Source organism: Nocardia sp. NPDC055053 (assembly GCF_053608285.1).
On sequence record NZ_JBSGVD010000015.1, the window covers coordinates 98838 to 121640 of the forward strand.

General features: G+C 69.8%; 16 protein-coding genes. 9 read left to right on the top strand and 7 right to left on the bottom strand.

The features are described from left to right. Positions 1–10 precede the first annotated feature (10 nt). The 6 genes from ACWF82_RS17910 (at position 11) to ACWF82_RS17935 (ending at position 9143) form a co-directional block, all read left to right on the top strand. Entirely contained in the window at positions 11–1570 is a 1560-nt protein-coding gene (locus ACWF82_RS17910; protein WP_452502424.1) for a TIGR02677 family protein, read from the top strand. Beyond that, complete coding sequence (locus tag ACWF82_RS17915) at positions 1567–2949, top strand: DUF2398 family protein (protein ID WP_452502426.1); 1383 nt, start codon at positions 1567–1569, stop codon at positions 2947–2949. Before ACWF82_RS17910 ends, ACWF82_RS17915 begins: the two co-directional genes overlap by 4 nt. Positions 2950–2953: 4 nt before the next feature. Then, entirely contained in the window at positions 2954–7423 is a 4470-nt protein-coding gene (locus ACWF82_RS17920) for an SbcC/MukB-like Walker B domain-containing protein (protein ID WP_452502428.1), read from the top strand. A 351-nt stretch (positions 7424–7774) separates the two neighbouring features. Next, positions 7775–8749, top strand: a complete 975-nt coding sequence (locus tag ACWF82_RS17925) for a hypothetical protein (RefSeq protein WP_452502430.1) — start codon at positions 7775–7777, stop codon at positions 8747–8749. Beyond that, positions 8746–8961, top strand: a complete 216-nt coding sequence (locus ACWF82_RS17930) for a hypothetical protein (RefSeq protein WP_452502432.1) — start codon at positions 8746–8748, stop codon at positions 8959–8961. Before ACWF82_RS17925 ends, ACWF82_RS17930 begins: the two co-directional genes overlap by 4 nt. Continuing rightward, a complete protein-coding gene (locus ACWF82_RS17935; RefSeq protein ID WP_452502434.1) occupies positions 8961–9143 on the top strand; it encodes a hypothetical protein in 183 nt (60 codons plus the stop codon). Before ACWF82_RS17930 ends, ACWF82_RS17935 begins: the two co-directional genes overlap by 1 nt. Before the next feature lie 6 nt (positions 9144–9149). On the opposite strand, the gene ACWF82_RS17940 is transcribed toward ACWF82_RS17935, so the two are convergent. Beyond that, positions 9150–10112, bottom strand: a complete 963-nt coding sequence (locus ACWF82_RS17940) for a helix-turn-helix transcriptional regulator (RefSeq protein ID WP_452502435.1) — start codon at positions 10110–10112, stop codon at positions 9150–9152. An 83-nt stretch (positions 10113–10195) separates the two neighbouring features. Between ACWF82_RS17940 and ACWF82_RS17945 the strand changes: the two genes are divergently transcribed. Together ACWF82_RS17945 and ACWF82_RS17950 are read left to right on the top strand one after the other, a co-directional pair. Further along, the gene (locus ACWF82_RS17945; RefSeq protein ID WP_452502437.1) at positions 10196–11332 is read left to right on the top strand and encodes an epoxide hydrolase family protein; all 1137 of its coding nucleotides are present in this window, start codon (positions 10196–10198) and stop codon (positions 11330–11332) included. A 123-nt stretch (positions 11333–11455) separates the two neighbouring features. Beyond that, complete coding sequence (locus ACWF82_RS17950; protein WP_452502439.1) at positions 11456–15673, top strand: nSTAND1 domain-containing NTPase; 4218 nt, start codon at positions 11456–11458, stop codon at positions 15671–15673. A 22-nt stretch (positions 15674–15695) separates the two neighbouring features. On the opposite strand, the gene ACWF82_RS17955 is transcribed toward ACWF82_RS17950, so the two are convergent. The 3 genes from ACWF82_RS17955 to ACWF82_RS17965 form a co-directional block, all read right to left on the bottom strand. After that, complete coding sequence (locus tag ACWF82_RS17955; RefSeq protein WP_452502441.1) at positions 15696–16214, bottom strand: M15 family metallopeptidase; 519 nt, start codon at positions 16212–16214, stop codon at positions 15696–15698. Positions 16215–16223: 9 nt separating this feature from the next. After that, positions 16224–17594, bottom strand: a complete 1371-nt coding sequence (locus ACWF82_RS17960; RefSeq protein WP_452502443.1) for an ABC1 kinase family protein — start codon at positions 17592–17594, stop codon at positions 16224–16226. 125 nt (positions 17595–17719) lie between these two features. Then, entirely contained in the window at positions 17720–19396 is a 1677-nt protein-coding gene (locus tag ACWF82_RS17965) for a fumarate hydratase (RefSeq protein ID WP_452502445.1), read from the bottom strand. 220 nt (positions 19397–19616) lie between these two features. On the opposite strand from ACWF82_RS17965, the gene ACWF82_RS17970 reads away from it, so the two are divergent. Further along, positions 19617–20147 carry a MarR family winged helix-turn-helix transcriptional regulator gene (locus ACWF82_RS17970; RefSeq protein ID WP_452502447.1) on the top strand — a complete coding sequence of 177 codons (531 nt, stop codon included), beginning with the start codon at positions 19617–19619 and terminating at the stop codon, positions 20145–20147. A gap of 29 nt (positions 20148–20176) precedes the next feature. Here the strand turns inward: ACWF82_RS17970 and ACWF82_RS17975 are convergent, their stop codons facing one another. From ACWF82_RS17975 to mftE, 3 genes are all read right to left on the bottom strand, one after another. Continuing rightward, positions 20177–20659: a hypothetical protein gene (locus ACWF82_RS17975; RefSeq protein ID WP_452502448.1), complete on the bottom strand. Its 483-nt coding sequence runs from the start codon at positions 20657–20659 to the stop codon at positions 20177–20179. Between the two features lie 165 nt (positions 20660–20824). Further along, entirely contained in the window at positions 20825–22042 is a 1218-nt protein-coding gene (gene mftD, locus ACWF82_RS17980) for a pre-mycofactocin synthase MftD (RefSeq protein ID WP_452502450.1), read from the bottom strand. Then, a complete protein-coding gene (gene mftE, locus ACWF82_RS17985; protein WP_452502452.1) occupies positions 22039–22743 on the bottom strand; it encodes a mycofactocin biosynthesis peptidyl-dipeptidase MftE in 705 nt (234 codons plus the stop codon). The genes mftD and mftE overlap by 4 nt, the downstream gene beginning before the upstream one ends. Between the last annotated feature and the right edge of the window lie 60 nt (positions 22744–22803).

Sequence of the window (22803 nt, forward strand, 5' to 3'; positions counted from 1 at the left end):
CCTGTCTACGGTGACCGACCTCGCCGACGGCCTGCCCAGCGCCGTACCCGCCCTGTGGGACGAGCGTCTGCGGTTGTTCTCGTTCGCGACCGCCGAGAAGCGCGCCGACTACCTGCGGGTGCTGCGCGCTTTCGACAGCGCCCGCGCCGCGTACGTGGTGCTGTTGCACGCCGACGACGTCGCCGAGTGGATCGCCAAGGCCGAGACGGGCGCGCACGCGGGGCCCGCGGGTGTGCCGTTGGCCGCCGTCGAGATCGGCCCGCTGCTCGAGCAGCTGCATCGCTGGGGCGTGCTGGAGCGCAGCTACGACGGCACCCGCGCGGCCACCCTCGCCGAGTACCGCAACCGGCACTACGTCTACCAGTTCGCCCAGGCCGGTTTCCAGGCGTACCGGGCGGTGGCCGGGGTGCTGACGGCGAGGATGGACGACGCGTCGCTGTCGCGTCTTGTGCTGCCCGAACTGCTCACCGATCTGCGCACCCTGGCCGCCGCCAATCGCGACGGGGACGCCGAGCGCGTCTACACGACGCTGCGCAGGCTCGACGCGACCCTCACCGACATGGCGGCGCGGGCGGCGCACTTCTACCTGTCGCTGGGCGATCTGGTGCGCACCACCGAGATCACCCCGGAATCCTTTCTCGCGCACAAGGATGCGTTGCTCGCGCACATGCGCGAGTTCAGCATGGACCTGGCCCGTTTCGCGCCCCGGCTTGCGGCCGCGATCGGTGAGGTCGAGGACACCGGCGTCGAGCAGCTGATCGCGCGCGCGGCGAGCTGCGACGAGCGGGTGATGCTGAGCCCGGCCGAGCGGGAAGCGGACTGGCGGTCGCGCTGGGACGGTCTGCGCACCTGGTTCGTCAGCGCGGGCAGCGGCGAGGCGAACGAGTCGTGCGAGGCCGATCGGCTGCGGGAGGCGACGATGAGCGCGATCGCCGCGGTGCTGTCGCTGTTGCGCCGGGTCACCGAGACCCGGCGCGGTGGGGTCAGCCGGGAATCGGCGCTGCGGCATCTGGCCGCCTGGTTCGTCGACACCCCGACCACCGGGAGCGCGCACGCGCTCTACGACGCGGTGTTCGGCCTGGGCAGACCGCGGCATCTGGCGCTGGAGCATCCCGATGCGGAAGTGATTCCCGCGGGCCGATCCTGGTGGGAAGCACCACCGTTGGAGATCTCGCGGACTCTCGCCGAGACGGGCCGCGCGCCGACCGTGGGCGCGCCCGCCCGGATCGCGCGCAACGACGCGGGCATCCGCAGGCTGCGCGAGGCACAGCTGGCCGCCCAGCGCGAACGCGCGCAGGCCGCGGCATCGCTGGCCACCGGCGCCGTGCACGAACGGGTGCTCGACCAGCGCGAGACCGAGGTCCTGCTGCGGCTGCTCGACGCGGCATCGACAGCGTGGGTACCGGTCAGCGGAAAGGTCGACGGCACAACGGGTTCCGACAACGGTGTGACGCTGACGGTGCGCCCCTGTGACGGGTCGACGATCATCCGCACCGCGGCGGGTCTGCTGCATCTGAACAATCGCCGCCTCGAGGTCACCGCGACGACGCGACGGGGGACGCCACGATGAGACAGCAGCGCCGCATCGACGCCCTCGCCCTGGACAGCTACCAGCGCGCCGCCCGGGTGATGCTCGCCAACCACCTGGTCACCCGGGTCTATCCCGACCGGATCGCGCTGCCGTTGATCCGGCGCTGGGCCACCGAGCTGCGCGAGGACCTCGCCGAACTGTTCGGCTACCGCTTGGAAGTCACCGAGACCACGGCCCGGCTCTACCCCGTGCACGACCGGCTCGACGACACCAGGCCCGCGCGCAGCGTCAACGATCGCGTCTTCGATCGCCGTCGCTACGCCTACCTCGCCCTGGCGCTGGCCGCGCTCGGCCGGGCGGGCGACCAGATCACCCTGTCCGAATTGGCCGAGCACGTGGCCGATTACGCGAGCCGGATCGACGGCCTCGAGCTGTCCACCGACCGCGCCGCCGACCGGGACGCCTTCGTCGACGCGGTCGGGTGGCTGGGCACCCGGGGCGCGCTGACGCTGGCCGACGGGGACGCGGGCGGCTGGGCCAGCGATCCCGAGGCGGGCGAGGCGCTCTACGACATCGACCGGCCGGTGGTGTTCGCGCTGTTCCGGCCGCCGCGGGCGCTGCAGCACCTGCACAGCGTGCGCGGTCTGCTCGCCGACGACACCGAGCAGGCGCCCGCCGAGCGGGCCCGCCGGGTGCGCCGCGCCCTGGTGGAGCGGCCCGTCGTGTACCTCGAAGACCTCCCGCCCGCCGAACGTGCGCTGCTCGGCCAGGACCGCCTGGTGGGTGAGGTCGAGTACTGCACCGGTCTGCGTGCCGAGCGCCGCGCCGAAGGGGTCGCGCTCATCGACACCTCGGGCAGGTTGTCCGACACCCGCTTCCCCGGCACCGGCACCCTCGCGCAGGTGGCGCTGCTGCTCATCGGCGAGATCGCCGACGTGGTCATCGACATCGACAACCCGGTCCCGCACCGCACCGCCGTTTCCGGCGAGGACGCCCTGCTCGACCTGCTCGACGCGGCCATCCCCGAGGCGGGCGTGTTCGCCCCGCTGGCCGAGGACGCCGAAACCCTGGACACCACAGCGGATTCCCTCGACACGGACCTCGAGGACGCCGGGCCGGTCACCTATCCGTTCCTCGAGGACACGTGGGTGCGCGGCACCGTCACCGCGCTGACCGACCGCTACGGCGCGACCTTCGCCGCGCAATGGCAGGCCGACGTCGGCGGGCTCACCACCGAGGTGATCGCCCTGCTCACCAAATTGCGGCTGATCCGGCCGGTCGAGGGCGGGCTGCTCGTGCTGCCCGCGCTGGCCAGATACCGGGGCGCGGTGGTCACCGTGCGGGTCCGGCAAGCCGAGGAATTGTTCGTCACCGCCGCCGACACCGACGGCGGCGGCACCGGAACGGGAGGGAACTGAGCAGATGTCGCTCATTCACGGCGGAGTGCGTTTCGTCCCGACCCGCGCGGGCATCGTCAACCTGTGGGACTACCGCGACCAGGAGTTCTGTTTCGCCGACGGCCGCCTGGTGCTGCGCGGACCCAACGGGTCGGGCAAGACCAAAGCCCTGGAAGTGCTGTTCCCGTTCGTGCTCGACGGGCGGATCGAGCCGCGCAGGCTCAATCCGTTCGCCGGTGAAGAACGCACCATGAAGTCGAACCTGCTGTATCGCAAGCAGGAATCGGCCTACTCGTATGTGTGGATGGAGTTCGCGCGCGGTAGCTGGGACGATCCGGAAGTCGTCACCGTCGGGATCGGTATGCGCGCCACCCGGTCCTCGGACAAGGTGACCCGCTGGTACTTCGTCGCCGACGGCCGCGCCGGCGTCGACTTCTCCCTCATCGGCCCCGACGACCGCCCGCTGACCCGCAAGCAGCTCGCCGAGCAGATCGGCAGCGACGCCATCGTCGACCGGCCGGTGGAGTACCGCGCCGCCATCGACGCGCGCATGTTCGGGCTCGGTGTGCAGCGCTACGACCAGCTGATCAACCTGATCCTCACCTTGCGCAGGCCGCAGCTGGCCAAGAACCTGGACCCACGAGGCCTCTCGCAGGCGCTGACCGACGGCCTGCGCCCGCTCGACGAGCAGCTGATCCTGGACGCGGCCCGCTCGTTCAGCGATATGGAGGAGGTCGGGCGCACTCTCGACGGGCTCGTCCAGGCCGACACCGCGACCCGCCGTTTCGTCGACGTGTACCGGAAATACCTTGCGGTGCAGGCGAAGACCGATGTCGACCAGGTCCGCACCCGGCTCGACGCGGTGACCAACGCCTCGACCGCCCTCTTCGCGGCCACTGCCCTGCGCACCCGCCGCGAGGCCGACCGCACCGAAGCCGAGACCAGGGCCGAGGAAGCCGACCGCGCCTACGAGCAGGCCATCGCCGACCGCGAGAACCTGCAGCGTTCCAGCGCCTACGAGGGCAAACAGCAACTCGACGACCTCGCCGACGCGGTCCGCAGGCTCGAGACCTCCGCGGCCGTGCACCGCGACAAGGCCGCCGAAGCGGGCCAGACCCTGCAGCGCCGCGCCGAAGAGGCCGAGCGCGCGGCCGAAGCCGTGCGCACCGCCGCCGCCGCACTGGTCCGGGGCGAGGACGCCTTGCGCACCGCCGCCGAGGAAGCCGGCATCGAGTGGGTGGCGCCGAGCGCCGACGGCCGCGGCGACCAGATCACCGCCGCCGTGCGCGGGCACGCCGAGGAACGCGATGCCGACGTCCGCGCGGTACGAAAAGCGTTGAGCCGCTGGGAATCCCTGGCCGCCGACCGCACCCGCGCCCAGCGCCTCGCCGAACGCGCGGTGGAACTGCGCGACGCCGCGGCCGCCGAAGTCGCCCACGCCGAAGCCGCCGTCGCCCTGGCCCGCACCGAATCCGCTGCCGCCCTGCGCGCGTGGTGGCAGACCAACTCGGCGGTCTTCGCACCGATTACCGCCGGGATGCTGCCCGATGGGCACGGCACGGACCTGGCAGGGCGGTCGGACGGCACCAGCTCCGACACCGACTCGGGCTCCGACACCAGTTCGCGCTCGGGCTCAGGCTTCGGGTCCTGGTCCGACACCAGCTCGAGCCTCCGCTCCGGCTCGGGCTCCGGCTCGGGCTCCGGCTCCGGCTCCGGCTCCGGCTCCGGCTCCGGCTCCGGCTCCGGCTCCGGAGGTGACGAATCGCTCGTCGCCGATCCGAATCGCCCCGGGCTGTTCGCCGCCTTGGAATCGGCCGTCGCCGCGGCGGGCGCCGAGGACGCGCCGTCCGCGCACGAGGTGCTGGCCGAGTATTGCGAGCCCTTGCAGGAACAGATCCGCACCCGCCGTCAGGACGCCAAGTCCAGGGCAGCCGCTGCCATCGCGCGCCGGGATAGCCTTGGCGCCGAACGCAAGCGCGTGGCCGCCGAACGCGACGACGCACCGCCCCCGCACCCCACCGATTCCGGCGAACACGACGGTCTGCCCGGCGCGCCCCTGTGGCGGCTGGTTCGCTTCGCGGACACGGTAACTCCCGCCGAAGCCGCAGGCATCGAGGCCGCCTTGCAAGCCGCCGGCCTCCTCGACGCCTGGATCTGCGGCCCCGACCTCGTACCGGATGTCGACGGCGTTCGCTACCTCTTCCCACTCCCCGCCGAGGACCGTCCCACCGGCCGTACTCTCGCCGAAGTCCTTGTCGTCGAGGAGAATTCCGACGACCTGTCGATCCCGACCGCGACCGTCGCCGAGGTCCTCGCCTCGATCGCACTCGACGACGTATCGGCATCGGGCAACGCGGCCCCCGTCGTCATCGGCACCTCCGGCGCCTACCGCCACGGCCTGCACGTGGGCCGCCACGCGAAGCCCGAGGCCGAATTCCTCGGTGCGACCGCGCGCGCCCGCCGACGTGAACTGCGCCAGGCCGAGCTCGATGCGGCAATCGACGCAGCCACCGCCGAGGCCGACGCGGCGAAGGCCGAGGAAGCCACGGCGACAGCCGAATTGGTGGCTGTCAGCGCGGCGGCCAAAGCGCTCCCCCGCCCCTCCGCGATCACCTCGGCCCTCCGCACGGTCGCCGAGACCGCCGGTCTCATGCGGTCGAGGTCCGAGGCCGTCACCCAGACCGAACGCGAACTCGATCAGGCGGTCGGCGAGGCCACCGCGATGGACAAGAAGCTGCGCGCCACCGCCCAGGCGCACCGCACCCCGGCCGAGGCGCGCGAACTCGACGCGCTGGCCGCCGCGATCCGGCACTTCGAGAACACCGGCACCGGGCTGCTGCGCCTGCGTGCCGAGCACGAGCGGGAACGCGAACGCGAACGCGAGGGGGCCGACCGCCACGACGAGGCGCGGGCACTGGCCGAGGCCTTCGCCGAGGAGGCCGAGGCAGCCCGCCTCGGTTACACGGAGCAGCACCGCAAGCTCGAGACGCTGCGCGAGGCACTGGGTGCCAGCGCCGCCGACATCGATCGCGAACTCGAGGCCGCGCGCGCCGCGATCGAGGCGGCCAAAGCCGAGCAGCGGGCCGCCCGTAAGGCCGCCAATGCCGCGATCGAGGCCGTCGGCGATGCCGAGGCCGCCTATCGCACCGCCAACGAAGCCCTCGCCACCGCCCTCACCGAGGTGCTGGCCGAGGTGCGCTCGCTGGCGCCCTATGCCCGGCCGGACCTGCTCAGCCTGCTCGGCGCTTCCGTCGAGCACCGCTGGCCGAGCACCGACGCCGCCTGGTCGACCCCGGAACAGGTGCAGTACCGGATCGTCGCCGCGGGCCCCGAGACCGATCCGGTGGTACTGCCCGACGAGGTAGGCGCCCTGTTCACCGATCTCGACACCGCCACCGCCCAGGTCCGCGCCACCGAGGCCGGGCGCAAGTCCACCCGCTCGGCGGTCACCAGCGCGCTGCAGGAGTTCGACGCCGCGCTCACCGCCTCGGGCCGCGACTACCGGCTGCACTGGGACGCCGCCGACGGGCTCACCGTGGTGGCCGTGCACGACGAGAACGGCCAGGCCGCGCTCGCCGATTTCGCCGCCCGCATCGACGCCGCCCGCCGCGATCAGGAACTGCTGCTCACCGACGCCGAACGCCGCATCCTCGAGGACGCGCTGCTGACCGGCCTGGCCCAGCAGATCCACGAACGCACCAGCGACGCGCGCGAACTCATCTCCCGCATGGGCGCGGAGATGAAGCAGCGCCGGATGTCCTCGGGCAACACCATCGGGGTGCACTGGGTGCTGGCCGACGGTCTGTCGGAAGCCGCCCGCGCCATGTGCAAGCTGCTCGACCGCGACACCGCGGCGCTGAGCCCGGAGGATCTGGGTTCCGTCCGTGCCCATTTCGCCAGTGAGATCCGCGCGGCCCGCACCGCCCACCCGGAGCGGTCCTATCCCGAGATCCTCGCCGCCACCCTCGATTACCGCACCTGGCGGGTGTTCTCGTTCACCCTCATCAACGGCGACGGCAGCGAGGACAAGCTGACCGTGGCCCGGCACAGCGCGCTCTCCGGTGGCGAACAGTCGGTCTCGCTGCACCTGCCGCTGTTCGCGGCGGCGCACGTGATGCTCGATTCCGCCGACCCGCAGGCTCCGCGCCTGCTCGCGCTGGACGAGGCGTTCGCCGGTGTCGACGACAACGGCCGCAGCGAATTGCTCGGCTTGAGTGTGCAATTCGATCTGGACCTGTTCATGACCGGCTACGACCTGTGGATCACCTACGGGCACGTCCCCGGCTGCGCCCACTACGACCTCGCGCATTCGACCGCCGAGAACACCGTCAGCGCGACGCTGCTCGTGTGGGACAGCGGCGAACTGCTGGCCGAACACGACGGCGGCGACCTCACCACCGCGCTGGGTTCCCCCAACCGCCGCCGCGTCCCCAACACCATCGAGGGCGGACTCACTCTGGAGGGCATGCCGGGCGAACCGGCGCCGGTGGGCTGAGCGACCCCCGGTTCGCCAACCGCCCTTGACGCCACCACGCGGCCGCGGGGGCATGGTGGCCAGGGAATTGCCGGACACCCGAGACCGACCGGTTTTCTCTATCGAGAATCGTCGAATCGAATTTCTCGGAATCGGTTGCTCGAAATCCTCTGTGCTGTCAGGATTTTGCTCACGTGACGGCGGCGACCCGGTCGGGCCGGCACGATCACGGTGCGGTCGACACCGCACGCCGTCAGCAAGTCTTCAGGGGATCGTTGTGCGGTATCGACAGAATCAACACCTTTCACCCCGGTTCGACCGGCAGATTCCCGCTACCGCGCGGAGCCGAGCACTTGTGCGTTCCGGCCTGTCGTGGTCGCCGCATTCACCGATGCGCTGAGTTCGCCGGAACTCGGCCGACCCAACCCGATGAAGGTGCCGGAAATACTCGCCGGAATTGGTCGGTGGCCGTTGCTGGCCCGCCTGCGCCGAGGTCGCCATTCCCTCGATCCGGCGCCGACCTTCCCCTGCCCACCGCGGGATGTGACCACCATGCAGCTACCCGTCCCCCTGCGGGACACCACCCGTCCGCTCGACACCGCACTCACCGACGCCGGCACGGGCCGACGCTCCGGCGTCCTGCGGGTCACCGGCGAACCGGGCGGTGACATCCGGTTCGCCGACGGCCGGGTCGTCGCCGTGAACACGAGCGGCGCACCGGGTTTCGACGTTCTCGACTGCGAGGAGCAGCCGCTCGGCGCGGCCCACGCCCGCCTGCTGCGGATGACGGCGACCGTCGACGGCCTGTTCGCCATCGCGGCGGGCTGGATCGATCGCTGCCACTGGATCGACGCCGACCCGGAGGTCTTCGCGGGTGACGATCCCGGCTACGAATCCGAGTGGCTGCTCGGCGAGACCGCACGCCGACTGGGCGCGCTCGCCCACGCGGGCTTCTCGCCGCACCGGAACCTGTTGGCACTCACCGAGTTCGGTCGTTCGCGGCGTGCCCAAAGTGACAGCGCCGCTGTTCTGCGCCTGGTCGACGGCACCCGCAGCTGCCGCGATCTGGCGTTCCTGCTCGGCCGCCCGCTCTACCCGGTCACCGTCGAGGTCGCTCGCCTCCTCGCCTGCGACCAGCTGACCATCCCCGCCCCGCGGGCCGCCGACCCACCCCCCGGCACCGCGGACACAGGGATGGTCGACCCGGCACTCCCCCGCCGTCGCCGTGGCGCCAGCGGAATCAACGACACTCTGCGGCCGCGCCCACCGCAGGCCGCTTCCCCGTCCGCGAGCGCCGTGGACGTGCCCGACTCTTCGCGACGGCGGAGAACCGAAAGGACCTCATGAACCCCAACGGCACCCCCGCCACCTTGGCCGAACGGCTCGGCGCGACGGTGAAATCGCTGCGGACCGAAGTACCCGACTGCGTCGCGGCGGGCGTCATCGACTTGTCGACCAGCATGCTGCTGTCGGTGGAGACCGTCGACAACCACCCGCCCGAGGTCCTCGACCTGCTCGCGGCCGCCACCCTCGACCTGTTCCAGGGCCGCATGTGGTGATGATCGAGGACATCTGGAAGGAACGGCGCGGCGTCCGCAGCGACGACAACCTCACCCACCTGTTCCTGCGCGCCGAGAGCCGCGATGATCTCGTGGTCGTGGTGGTCTGTCGCAAGACGGTCAATGTCGGCATGCTCTTCGCCCAGTCGCGCCGGGTGCTCGTTGACGCGGGCAGGCTGTAGCACGGTTCATTCTTCCAGCGCGTTCGCGACGCGCTCCGCCAGCTGCCGCAACCTGATGCTCAGTTCGGGCGAATCGTGCACGCGGAAGGGTACGCCCAGTGACATCAATTGCACCGCAAGCCATTCCGGGTCGTCGTCGCGGATCTCGGTGAGCCTGCACACGATGTCGCCGTCGGCGACCAGCGCGTCCACGGTCTCGCCGAGCCTGCCCGCGACCCGCCGCAGCGGCGCCTCGATCGTCACGTCGACCCGGTATTCCGGTGTGCCCCAATCGGTCCGGAACCCGCCCACGTATTCGGTGGCATTCGCGGCGGGCAGCTGCCGCACGACGATGCGGGCGCCGGTGGGCTGCGGACTCTCGATGCGATCGGCGCGAAAGCTGCGCCACGCCGCACGATCGAGGTCGTAGGCGACCAGATACCAGCGCCTGCCCGCCGCCGCGACACCCACCGGTTCGACGTGACGGCGCGACTCCGTACCGGCCGCGTCCCGGTAGCGCAGCCGCAGCCGTTCCCGATTGCTCACCGCGGCGGCGAGGGCGGTCAGCACCTCCGGGTCGACCGCGGGACCGGTGCCCGCGCGCACCGCGACGGCAGCGCCGACCACCCGTACCCGCCTGCGCAGCTTCGGGGGCAGCACCTGCTCGAGCTTGGTCAGCGCGCGTACGGAGGCGTCCTCGATGCCGGCGACAGCTTGCCCGGCCGCGACCCGCAGGCCGACCGCGACGGCGACCGCTTCGTCCTCGTCGAGCACCAGCGGCGGCAGGGCCGATCCGGCGGTGAGCCGGTATCCACCGGTCGCGCCCATGGCCGCCACCACGGGATAGCCCAGCTCGCGGAGCCGGTCGACATCGCGGCGGACCGTGCGGTCGGTGACGCCGAGCCGCCCGGCGAGCTCGCTGCCCGGCCATTCGCGGGGCATCTGCAGCAACGAGAGCAAACGGAGCAGGCGGGCAGCGGTATCGGTCATGTCGGAAATTCTCCTCTCCATCTAGGACCGATTCTGTCCTAGATGACTTCTACCGTGGTGAACACACCGACCGAGGAGTTCGCATGACGACCATTCGCCCCTTCCGTATCGACATCCCGCAGTCCGACCTCGACGACCTGCGCGATCGCCTGCGCCGGACCCGCTGGGCTGCGCCACTGCCGGGTGCGGGCTGGGATCGCGGCGTGCCGACCGACTACCTGCGCGAACTGGCGCGGTACTGGGCCGAGGACTTCGATTGGCGCGCACAGGAATCCGCGCTCAACGAGTTTCCGCAGTTCGTCACCGAGATCGACGGCCTCGACGTGCACTTCCTGCACGTCCGCTCCCCCGAGCCCGATGCGGTGCCGCTGCTGCTCACCCACGGCTGGCCGCTGTCGTTCGTCGAATTCACCCGCACCATCGGCCCGCTGACCGATCCGCGGGCCCACGGCCTCGATCCGGCCCTCGCCTTCCACGTCGTGGTGCCGTCGGTCCCCGGCTTCGCCTTCTCGGCAGCGCCGCGCGACACCGGGATGAGCACGGCCCGGGTGGCCCGCATGTGGACGACCCTGATGGAACGCCTCGGCTACGAGCGCTACGGCACCCAGGGCGGTGACCTCGGCGCCTACATCGCCCCCGAGATGGCGCTCGCCGCACCCGAGCATGTCATCGGCGTGCATGTCGACGGCGGGATCGGTATGCCGACAGACGCCGACGTCCCGACGATGTCGGACGAGGACCTCGGGCAATGGGAGGCGATGCAGCAGTGGATGACCGGCGGCATCGACCACCACACCCTGCTCCGCGCCGCCCCGCAAACCTTCGCCCTCGGCTGGAACGATTCCCCGGTGGCACTGCTGGCCTGGCTGATGCAGAAGTACCAGGAGTTCACCCCGATGGCCGATCTGGCCGAGGACGTGATCGACCGCGACCACCTGCTCACCAACATCGCGATCTACTGGTTCACCCAGACCACGGGCACCTCGTCCTGGCCGATGTACAACGGCCTGCGCGACGGCGGCTTCGCCTGGCCCACCGGCCAGAACCTGGTCCCGACCGGCGTCTACGGCGGCGGCTCACCCCTGATGCGCAAACTCGCCGACCGCGACAACAAGATCACCCACTGGCCGTCGGGCAACCCCGGCAACCACTTCGTCGCCATGGAGGAACCCACAGCCCACGTCACCGACATCCGCACCTTCTTCGCCACCCTCCGCTGAGGCACATCGAGCCGGGCACGCGTCACGCTGCCCGGCTCGCGGGCGTCAGGGGATCTCGGCGCCGCGAAGATCGAGTAGTCCCGTACTCGCGACGCCGCCGCGAGCCCGCAGCACCGTTGAACCATGGATCGCGTGTTCCTCAGCCACTCCCGCTGGAACAGTACGGCCGCACAGGCGCTGTTCAGGTGGCTGACCGACAGCGAGCCGAGCCTGCGGGGACAGATCTTTCTCGACATCGATCCCGAAGCCAAAATCGCGCCGGGAGTGCGATGGAAGGCCGAGCTGACTCGCGCGATGGACCGCTGCGAGGCCGTCATCTGCCTGATCTCCCCGCAGTGGGAGAACTCGCCGGAATGCCTCGCCGAGGCCAGGCTCGCGGAATCTCTGAACAAGCGCGTGTTCTGCGCCCGCATCGACCCGGCCGCCCAGGGCACGGGCGTGCGCGAGTGGCAGATCTGCGACCTGTTCCCGAACGGTGACCGCGTCACCACCGTCGCCGCCGGCAACGGCGAATCGGTGGATTTCTGCACCGATGGCTTGGCGCAGCTCCTGCGTGGGCTGCGCCGAGCAGGGATCGGGGCCGAACACTTCCCGTGGCCGCCGGAGAACGACCCGGCGCGAGCGCCGTACCGCGGGTGGCAGTCGATGGAGAACGTCGACGCTGCGGTGTTCTTCGGCCGCGATCCACAGATCCTGCGCGGGATGGACACACTGCGCGGGATGCGCGCCACGGCGGTCGAGGGGCTGTTCGTGATCCTGGGCCCGTCCGGCGTCGGCAAGTCGTCGTTCCTGCGTGCCGGCCTGCTGCCACGGCTGCGCCGAGACCCGGCGAACTTCCTGGTGTCCGAGATCGTGCGTCCGGAACGGGAACCGCTGACCGGCGATCAGGGTCTGGCCCACGCCATCTGGCACCTGCGTTCACAGTCCGACCCTGCGGGACCGACACTCGGCGAAGTCAAAGCCGCTTGTCGTGACGCCGCCGCCGACCGGCTCTCCCGGTGGCTGCGCGAGTCCCAGCTCGAGGCCGCCGACGATGACGGCCTACCGACAGTGGTGGTGCCGATCGACCAGGGCGAGGAGCTGTTCTCCGCGGAGGCCGGTGCGGAGGCCGGTGCATTTCTGGCCCTGCTTGGTGCGCTGCTGCGCACCGGCGAGACCGATGAACTGCAGCTGATCGTGGCGATGACAATCCGGGCGGACCGCTACGAGGCCCTGCAGCAGGCACCCGAATTGCTCGCGGTCCGCGCACGGGAGTTCGGCGACCTCAAGCCGCCGCCGGTCACCGAGTACAAGGGCGTGATCACCGGCCCGGCCGACCGGGCCACCGCCGCGGGGCTGCGGCTGAGCCTCGATCCCGCGCTGGTGGCGCGCCTTCTCGACGATGCCACCGGCGGTGCGGACAGCCTGCCGCTACTGGCGTTGACGTTGTCGCGGCTGTATCTCGACTACGGCAGCACCGGTAGGCTCGCCCTCGCCGACTACGAGTCCATGGGCGGGATGGAACGCATCGTCCAAGCCGAGGTCGACACGCTGCTGGCCGTGGATCCCCGCGTGCGTGCCCGACAGCTGGACACACTACGCAGCGCGTTCATTCCCTGGCTGGCCACGATCGACCAGGACACCGACGCACCCTCTCGCCGTGTCGCACGCTGGGACGAGCTCCCCTCGGACAGTCACGCGTTGATCGACGCGATGGTCGCCCGCCGACTGCTCGTCAAGGACGAGCGCGGGGGTGCGCTGGTGGTCGAGGTCGCCTTGGAAAGCCTACTGAGGCAATGGGACTCGCTCGCACAGTGGCTGTCCGAGTACGCCGAGGATCTCAAGGCGGTCGACAACCTGGACCGAGCTGCCGCCGAGTGGGAGCTCAACGAGCGAAGCCCCGAATGGCTGTTCGAAGGCGCGCGCCTTGCCACCGCACGACAACTCGCAGGCCATTCCCTGTTCCGTGACCGGGTACGGCACGCCGCGGAATTCCTCGAGGCGTCGCGGGCACAAGAGCAAGCCCAGGCCGATGCCGAGCGCCGGCGAACCGAGACCGAGCTGCGCATCGCCCAGGAGCGCCGGGACGAAGCGGAAGCGTACACAGTGGCTTTGCGGTCACGGGCGAAGGTTCTCCGCGTCGTGCTCGCGGTGACGCTGGTCGTGGCCCTGGTCGCAATCGTCGCCTCTGTCGTCGCTCTCGTTGCCCGAAATCAGGCCGACGCGAAACGCCTCGAAGCCGAGGTCCGCACTCGCGACGCCTTGGCCGGACGGCTGACCTCGCAGGTGCAGGCGATGCTGGCTGGTGGGCGCCCTGGCAGTGATCTCGAAGTCGTTGTCAAAGCGCTGGCAGCGCGGCAGCTTTCGGCACACGAGGGCGCAGGCGCGTTGTTGAGCGTACTGACCGAAAAACCACGGGTCGCGCAGGTCTTCGATTCGTTGGGGGGACTGGTCAGCGACAACGGTCAGCGGATGGTCAGTTTCACTGAGCAGGGATACCAACTGTGGGACACCGAAAGCGGCACACGGATCGGGGCGCCTCTCACCGACCGGGACAGGAAAGTCCACGCGTTGAGCCCGGACGGACGGTTCTTCGCGATGGTGAGCGATGGCACGCAGATCCGCGTGTGGGACACGAAGACCACCGAGTACATCGGCCAGCCGATGAAAGGAGGGGACGAATATGTCGGCAAGGTGGCCGTCGATGCCGAGGGGAGACGGATCGCCGCGATCGACGACAATGGCAAGCTGCTGCTCTGGGATGTATCGACTGGACAGCAGATCCCGATCGAGGGCCACAGTGGGGAGGTCAAAGCGCTGACCTTCAGCCGGGACGGGCAGCGTCTGGCATCGGCCGGAACGGACAATACCGTCCGGCTGTGGGACACCGACAACGCAGAGCCGGTGGGCACACCACTACACACTGAAGACGACGCTGCCTTGTTCAGCGTGGCGTTGAGCCCGGACGGCCGGACAGTCGCCGCTGGAGGAATACGTGCGATGGCGAACAACAATGCGCCACTGTGGATATGGAACGCCGAGAACGGCGCCCCCGTCGGAAAGCCTGCTCCAGGAACGTTCGAAGCCATCTGGTCGATAGCTTTCAGCACACAGGGAACCACGATCGCCACCGGCGGCATGGACCACGCCGTCCACCAGTGGGACGCGCGCACCGGTGACCCCGTCGGTGAGCCGATCACCCTGCAATCATCGATCTTCGGACTTGCCTTCACCCCACGCGACGACCGGATAGTCGCCATTTCTCCTGATGATGTCCAGATTGTCTCCGCAGGCCCTGGCTCCGGCCTCAGCACCGAAGTGACGGGTAGCAGGGCCGCATCGGGACACGGGCTCTACGGGCTCGTGAACACCGGAGACGGTCCACGCATCATCCAGTTCAACGATGGCACGATGCGGTGGTTGAACGTCGATACCGGTGAACAGATCGGGGCGCCCGTGGTATCCGATGTCTTCCGGTCGGTGGCGAAGATATCGTTCAGCCCGGATCGCCGCTGGCTCGCGGTGGCGTCGCGCGACGCCGTCCGCGTCCTCGACCCGTCGAACGGGCAAACCGTCGGGAGCTCACTCGAAATCCCTGGTGGGCAAGTCAACGACATGACGTTCAGCCCCGACGGGAAGTTCCTGGCGACCGCCGGTGAGGACAAGGCAGTGCGCCTATGGGATTGGCGGCAGGGGACGTCGACCGGCGAACCGATGGGCGGCCACAAATACGGCGTCCAGCAGGTCGAATTCAGTCCTGACGGCGACCGAATCTATACCCGGGACTTTCGTTCGGTCCGGGTCTGGAATGCCGAGACCCAGCAGTCGATCGACGATCTGCCGACGGGCGCGAGCCCCACCGCCATGGCGATCAGATCCGATGGCAGGCGATTCGCCGTAGCCGACTACAACTACATCCAAGAATTCGACGCTGACAGCACTGAACCCGTCGGGCCGCAGATTCGAGGCCGAGGCCATGCCGCCGCCGATCTGACCTACGGAAGCGACGGGCGATACCTCGTCTCTGTCGGGACGGATCGAACAGTGCGGTTCTGGGACGTTGCCTCGGGGACCCAGATCGGCGATGCGGTCGACGCTACTGCTACGGGAGAGGGCACCGAGATCCAAGTGAGCCGCGACGAGCGGCGCATCTTCGTCTCGACAGAGACCGGGTCCGGTCCCACCGGCTGGTCCTCACAGGTCGGCGGCGGGATCTGGGAGCTGCCCGGCCCCGCCGCGTGGGTGGACGAACTCTGCGAGAAGCTGACGACAAATCCGACACGGAAGATGTGGCAGGAGTGGGTCTCTCAGGAACACGGTGGTACCACGGAACTGTGCCCGAACAAGCCGGGACCACTCTGACCTGCGCCCTACACCGGCCCGGTCAGCGCTGAGAGGCGTCGGGTACGCGGGGTGGGCACGCTGCGCCCGGTGCGGTGACCAGTTCGAAATGCCACCACTCGTTGTCGAAGGTGCGGCACAGGCCCCAGCGGTTGCCGTTGGTCTCCAGCCAGTGGGCGCCGACCTGGGGGCCGACGTCGACGGCGTGGCCGGAGACGTGGGTGGACTCGTCCGGGGGCAAGACCCAGCGGCGGGCCTCGTCGGGGCTGCCGTAGGTGGCGAGGCCGTCCTGCCACAGCATTTCCTGCTGCTCGTGGGTGCGGTAGCCCGAGGTGATCGACAGGGGAACGCCCTCGGCGTGCGCCTGCTGTTCGGCGAGGGTGTAGGCCAGGGCCAGCGACGGGTCGAGCCCCTCGGTGCCCGCGGCGGACTGGAACTGTTCACGCTGGTCGATGGCGCCCGGCTGGGCGGCGGCGAGGCCGATGCCGACGGCGGTCACGGCCGCGGCGGCCGTCATCGTCACCAGTATCCGGTCGGCCACGCGGCCGAGCACAGTCGTCATACGCGGAGTCTATCGGCGCCGCCACCGCTCGAACTCACGGCCGATCTCGGTGTGGGCGGGCTCACCGTAGAGCCACTCCCTGGCCAGCAGGTGCCAGTTCGCTGTCACCCGCAATTGGCCGAGGGTGGCGAAGGTGAACAGGTCGGCGCGCCGGGAGAAGATGTGCTCGGGCGGCAGGAACTGGCGGTGCATGCCCTGGAATTCCGACGAGCGCGGGTCGACGGCGAGCAGCACTGCGCCGGTGGCCAATTCGGGGGTGATCGTGACCTCCTCGTCCAGCAGATGCCAGCCCGTCACCGCCCAGACGTAGGCCTGGCATTCCTCGACCGTGACGCCGGCGTCCGGGTCGATGATGCCGCGCTCGACCCAGGCCGCGTACAGGTCCTCCGGTCGATCCTCGGCCGCGGCGCGCAGACACGACCGCTCGAAATCGACATGCACGGGGTCCATCTGGTTGTAGAGCCCGAAATCGACGAAGGCGAGCCTGCCGTCGGCGGCGAGCAGCACATTGCCCGGATGCGGGTCGCCGCAGAATTCGTACTCGGCGAACAGCGTGCCGATGTAGAAGCGGTAGATCAGCTCACCGAGGCGGTCGCGGTCGGCGTCGGGCAGGGTTTGCATGTGCGAGAAGGGTTTCGCGTCGACGAACTCGGTCACCAGCACGTTGTGGGAGCAGTGTTCGCCGATGGCGTCGGGGATCGTCACCAGGGGGTGGCCGCGGTAGCGCTGCGCCACCTGGTGCTGTGTCCGCGCCTCGCGCAGGTAGTCGAGTTCGCTGCGGAGGTTGTCCGCGATCTCCTCGAGCACGCCGCTGTCGGCCACGCTGGGCAGCACGGACCTGCCCATCCTGCCGAGGAATTCCAGATTGCCGATGTCGGCGTGGACGGCGCGCTCCACCCCCGGATACTTGACCTTGACCGCCACCTCGCGCCCGTCGTGCAGGATCGCGCGGTGCACCTGGCCGATCGAGGCGGCCGCGATCGCCGTCTCGTCGAAATCCCGGAAGGTGCGCGCCAGCGGCCCGAGGTCGTCCTCGATCACCCGGCGCATCGTCGGGAACGCCACCGCGGGCGCCTGATCCCGCAGGGCGGCGAGCTGGCGGCGGAAGTGTTCGCGATGGGTTTCGGGCACGAAGTCCAGATCCAGCACCGAGGCCATCTGTCCCAGCTTCATCGCCGAGCCCTTCATGCTCCCCAGCACCGCGACGATCTGCTGCGCGGTCGTCATCGCCGACCGCTCGGCCAGCACCTGCCTGGCTTCCTCGGTGCGACCGATCATGGACAGCCGTCTGCCCACCCCCCGCACGGCCTGCCCCGCCGCGAGCTGCCCCAGTTTCGCGCTGCGCGCGACCCGTCCCTCAGGAACACCACCGGCAGCCATAGACACCCCCGTCGGGCCTCACACACCATATGTCGCGGGTCACACTACCCGCAGCGACCGACTGTCGGCGAGGTTCTCACCCGGAGACCCCGGCACCACAGAAGCGGGCACCGGGGTCTCGCGGACTACACGCGTTCTTTGGAACGGGTGCGCACGCGCAGGGCGATGGGCTTGGAGGTTTCGGCGAAGAAGTCGTTGCCCTTGTCGTCGACGACGATGAAGGCGGGGAAGTCCTCGACGTCGATCTTCCAGACGGCTTCCATGCCGAGTTCGGGGTACTCCAAGACCTCGACGTTCTTGATGCAGTCCAGGGCCAGCCGGGCGGCGGGGCCGCCGATGGAGCCGAGGTAGAAGCCGCCGTGTTCGTCGCAGGCCTTGGTGACCTGGGCGGAGCGGTTGCCCTTGGCGAGCATGACCATGGAGCCACCCGCGGCCTGGAACTGGTCGACGTAGGAGTCCATGCGGCCCGCGGTGGTTGGGCCGAAGGAACCCGACGCGTAGCCCTCGGGGGTCTTGGCCGGGCCCGCGTAGTAGACGGCCATGTCGCGCAGGTACTGCGGCATCGGCTCGCCCGCGTCGAGGCGCTCCTTGATCTTGGCGTGCGCGATGTCGCGGGCGACGACCAGCGGGCCGGTGAGCGAAAGCCGGGTCTTCACCGGGTATTTCGACAGTTCGGCGCGGATCTCGTCCATCGGGCGGTTGAGGTCGATCTTCACCACGTCGCCGCCGAGGATGTCCTCGGTCTGTTCCGGAAGGTACTGGGCCGGTTCGGTTTCCAGCTGCTCCAGGAAGATGCCGTCCTTGGTGATCTTGGCCAGCGCCTGGCGGTCGGCCGAGCAGGACACCGCGATGGCGACCGGGCAGGAGGCGCCGTGGCGGGGCAGGCGGACCACGCGCACGTCGTGGCAGAAGTACTTGCCGCCGAACTGCGCGCCGATGCCGAACTCACGGGTGAGCTGGAAGACCTCTTCCTCGAGCTCGAGATCGCGGAACGCGTGTCCGGTGATCGAGCCCTCGGTGGGCAGGTTGTCCAGGTAGTGCGCGGAGGCGTATTTCGCTGTCTTCAAGGCGAATTCGGCGCTGGTGCCACCGATGACCACCGCGAGGTGGTACGGCGGGCAGGCCGCGGTGCCGAGCGAGCGGATCTTCTCGTCGAGGAACTGGAGCATGCGCTCGGGGTTCAGGACGGCCTTGGTCTCCTGGTACAGGAACGACTTGTTGGCCGAACCACCACCCTTGGCCATGAACAGGAACTTGTAGACCGGGTTGTCGGGGGTGCCCTCGGTCGAGTACAGCTCGATCTGCGCGGGCAGGTTGGAGCCGGTGTTCTTCTCGTCCCACATGGTGATCGGGGCGAGCTGGGAGTAGCGCAGGTTCAGCGTGGAGTAGGCGTCGAACACGCCGCGGCTGATCCACTCGGCGTCGTCGACCCCGGTGAGCACGCCCTCGCTCTTCTTGCCCATCACGATCGCGGTGCCGGTGTCCTGGCACATCGGCAGCACGCCGCCCGCGGAGATGTTGAGGTTCTTGAGCAGGTCCAGCGCGACGAAGCGGTCGTTACCCGAGGACTCCGGATCGTCGATGATCTTGCGCAGCTGGCGCAGGTGCGCGGGGCGCAGGTAGTGGCTGATGTCGTGGATCGCCGTCTCGGTGAGCAGCCGCAGCGCTTCGGGCTCGACCTGCAGGAAGGTGCGGCCGTTGTGCTCGAAGGTGCTGACCCCCTCGGTGGTGAGCAAGCGGTACGGCGTGTCGTCGGCGCCGATCGGCAGCAGATCGGAATAGCGGAACTCCGGCGCGGTCACGAATCGCACTCCTCGGGTGGCTGGTCACAAAGCACTCGGAAGCCTATCGACCACCCGCACCCACCTGCGGGTTAGGCAACCCTATGTGACGCACGACAATTGCCTGAACCAAGATCGAGGTTGCACGTTCAACCCAAACGGTGCTACCCATTCTCCGGACGGTGGCGGGGCGTGCACCGTTCCAATCCGAAGCCTGCACCGGAGAATCTGGAGCTCGATCGTGACCGATCCACAGTGGCTCGATGATGTCGAAATGCGTGCCTGGCTGGGCTATGTCCGGACCCGCGACCTGATCGCCGCGGCGATCGGGCGTGACGCGGGCCGGGCAGCGAACCTCAGCTGGGTGGAGTACTCCGTGCTGGTCTATCTGGCCGACGCACCGGGCCAGCGGCTGACCTTCGCCGATCTGGCCTGCGCGCTCGAGTGGTCGCAGAGCAGGCTCTCACATCAGATCACCCGCATGCAGAAGCGCGGGTTGGTGGCCAGGGAGACGATGCCGCACGATCAACGCCGCACCGTCGCCCGGCTCACCGCCGCGGGCGGACAGCTCCTCACGACCGCGGCGCCCGCCCACGTGCGCAGCGTGCGGCGGCACATGATCGACGTGCTCGACCGCGGCCAGCTCGCCGCGCTCGCCGAGATCTACGACGTGCTGATCGACCATCACCGCAGTGCGGCAAACGGATTCGGGCCGACCGGGCGCGGCAGTGCGGCACAGCCTGACGACGAGCCCGCCGCGGATCTGGCGTAATCAGACATCCACGGCGGTAGCACCACCAGCTACGACCCGCTGCTACCGCCACCGGAATCGGGCCTGCTGTTCCCGAGGCCGCCGCGCTGGACTTTCCCGCCGCTGTCCGGCACGCCACGGTCGTAGACGCCAGTTCCGGACGGGCGGAGGAAACTGCCCGCGGCCAGGGCGACAGCGGCACCGATCGCCGGGTACACCAGTGTGTCGGTGTGCTGATACCAGAAGCGGGCGTAGCGGCTGTCGGAGGTGTCACACAGGCTGTCGGCCACGCGAGTCGAGGATGTCGTTTCCACGCAGATCCCGACGGCGGTCGGTTGCGCGGCGGCACTGGTGGTAGGGCGGGCCGATGTGGTGGTCGACGGTGTGGTCGTCGTCGGCCGCACCGTACTCGTCACCGGGGGTTTCGTGGTGGCCGCCGCGCGAGGTGACGGTGCGCCGGTGCCACATCCCGCCGAGACGAGTGCCATCGCCACGACCGCGGGAAGCGTGCAGGACACGCTGCGCGACTTCATGACTCGGGCACGCCGCCGCTCGCCCCTGGATCCCCCACTCACGATGTCCCCCTCGATTCGCTACCGAACGCCGACGATCCTAGCGGCGCACCGTGACTCGCGTACCTCGAACGACACCGGCGACGGACCTCGTCGTGGACGAGGCCCGTCGCCGGTGGGCAGGTGCTACTGCTGGACGAGATCCGCTGTGGTGAGCGGTCGTTCGAGGTCGGCGGGCACGCCGAGGGCTCGCTCGAAACCGGCGGGCACGATGATGTCGCCGCGGTCGAGGTCGGCGATCGAGGTCTTGCGCAGGCCGAGCAGCGCCGAATCGATACCGCCGCGCAGGATGTCGAGCACGTTCTCCACGCCCGCCTGCCCGTTGGCGGCCAGGCCCCACAGGTAGGCGCGGCCGATCAGCACCGCGCGGGCACCCAGTGCCACGGCCTTGACGACGTCGCTGCCGCGGCGGATACCGCCGTCGAGCACGACCTCGATCTGGTCGCCGACCGCGTCGGCGAGTACCGGCAGCGCCCGGATGGCGGCGGGGGTGCCGTCGAGGTTGTTGCCGCCGTGGTTGGACACCGAGATGCCCGCCACGCCCGCGTCGACCGCGCGCAGCGCGTCGTCGACCCGCATCACGCCCTTGAGCAGCACCGGACCGTCCCACTGCGCGCAGATCCAGGCGACGTCGTCCCAATCCGGCGCCGGGGTCTGCATCCATTCGCCGTAGGCGCCGAAGAAGCCCGGCGCCGCGCCGCCGCCGACCGCCATGTTGGGCGCGGTCAGATCGGGGATGGAGCCCGAGCGCAGGTAGGTGGCCAGCCAGCGCGGGCGGGCCAGGGTCTGCGGCGCGAACTTCATCATGGTGCGCAGGTTCAGCGATTCCGGGATGACCGGGCTGCCCCAGTCCCGGCCGTGCGAGAACGACCAGTCCAGCGTCAGGATGAGCCCGACCGCGCCCGCCGCCTTCGCCCTGGCCATCCGCTCGAGGATCTGATCCTTGTTGCCGCACCAGTACAGCTGGAACAGCGTGGACGGGTTGGCCGCGATGACCTCTTCGATCGGCTTGCTCGCGAACGAGCTCAGGCCCATGGCGATACCGCGCGCGGCGGCGGCCCTGGCGACGGCGACCTCACCGTCGGGGTGCACGGCCTGCACGCCCGTCGGCGAGATGAGCACCGGCATCGAGACCTGCTGGCCGAGCACGGTGGTCGACTGGTCGCGCTCGCCGATCGGGCCCGCGCAGTGCGGGGCGAAGCCGAGTTCGGTGAAGGCGGTCTGGTTGTCCTCGATGGTCTGGCCGCGTTCGGAGCCCGCGATCAGCGCCCCGTACACCGATTTCGGCAGGCGCTTGCGGGCGCGGCGCTGCGCCTCGGCGACGGTCTCGAACCAGGGATTCATCGAAGTGGTCCTTCCTCACGATCCTGTGGCCACCATCGGCCCAGGTCTTCCAGTAGTGCGGTGGTGGCCGCGCGCAGCAGCGCGGCGCCTTCGTCGGCGCTCGACCCGGTGGGGTCGCCGAGAATTCCGTTGGGGCTCACGGCCCGGACGCCGCCCGTGCGCAGCAGCGGCAGCAGTTCGGTCAGCGGGCGCCGGTTCCCCGGTTCGGCCAGCTCGGCGCGCACGTACTCCGGCGACAACGCGAGCTGGATCGAGGTCTCGGTGCGGCCCGCGTGCGGGTCGCCGCCGTAGCCGGGTGAGAACAGCCGCACATCGCGCGACTCCGACCGCAGCAGCGCCACGGCGCGGCGCAGCGCCTCGAGATTGCCGCCGTGCCCGTTGACCAGCACGATCCGCGAGAAGGTGTCGGTGGCCGACCGGCACAGCTCGACGACAAGCAGTTCCAGCGCGGCCTGCCCGATCGACAGGGTGCCGGCGAACCCGGCGTGCTCACCGCTGGCGCCGTAGGGAACAGCGGGCGCGACCACGACATCGGCCCGCTCGGCGGCGGCCAGGGCGCACACGGCGGCGGCGATATCGGTGTCGGTGGACAGGGGCAGGTGGGGGCCGTGCTGCTCGGTGGCGCCGAGCGGGATGACCAGGATCACTCCCGTGGCGGCACATGTGCCCGCCTCGGGCCATGTGAGGTGGGCCACGAACATGACTCCGACATTAACGACAGTCACTGACATAATCAAGGGCGCGCCGAGTCCCTAGTCTGT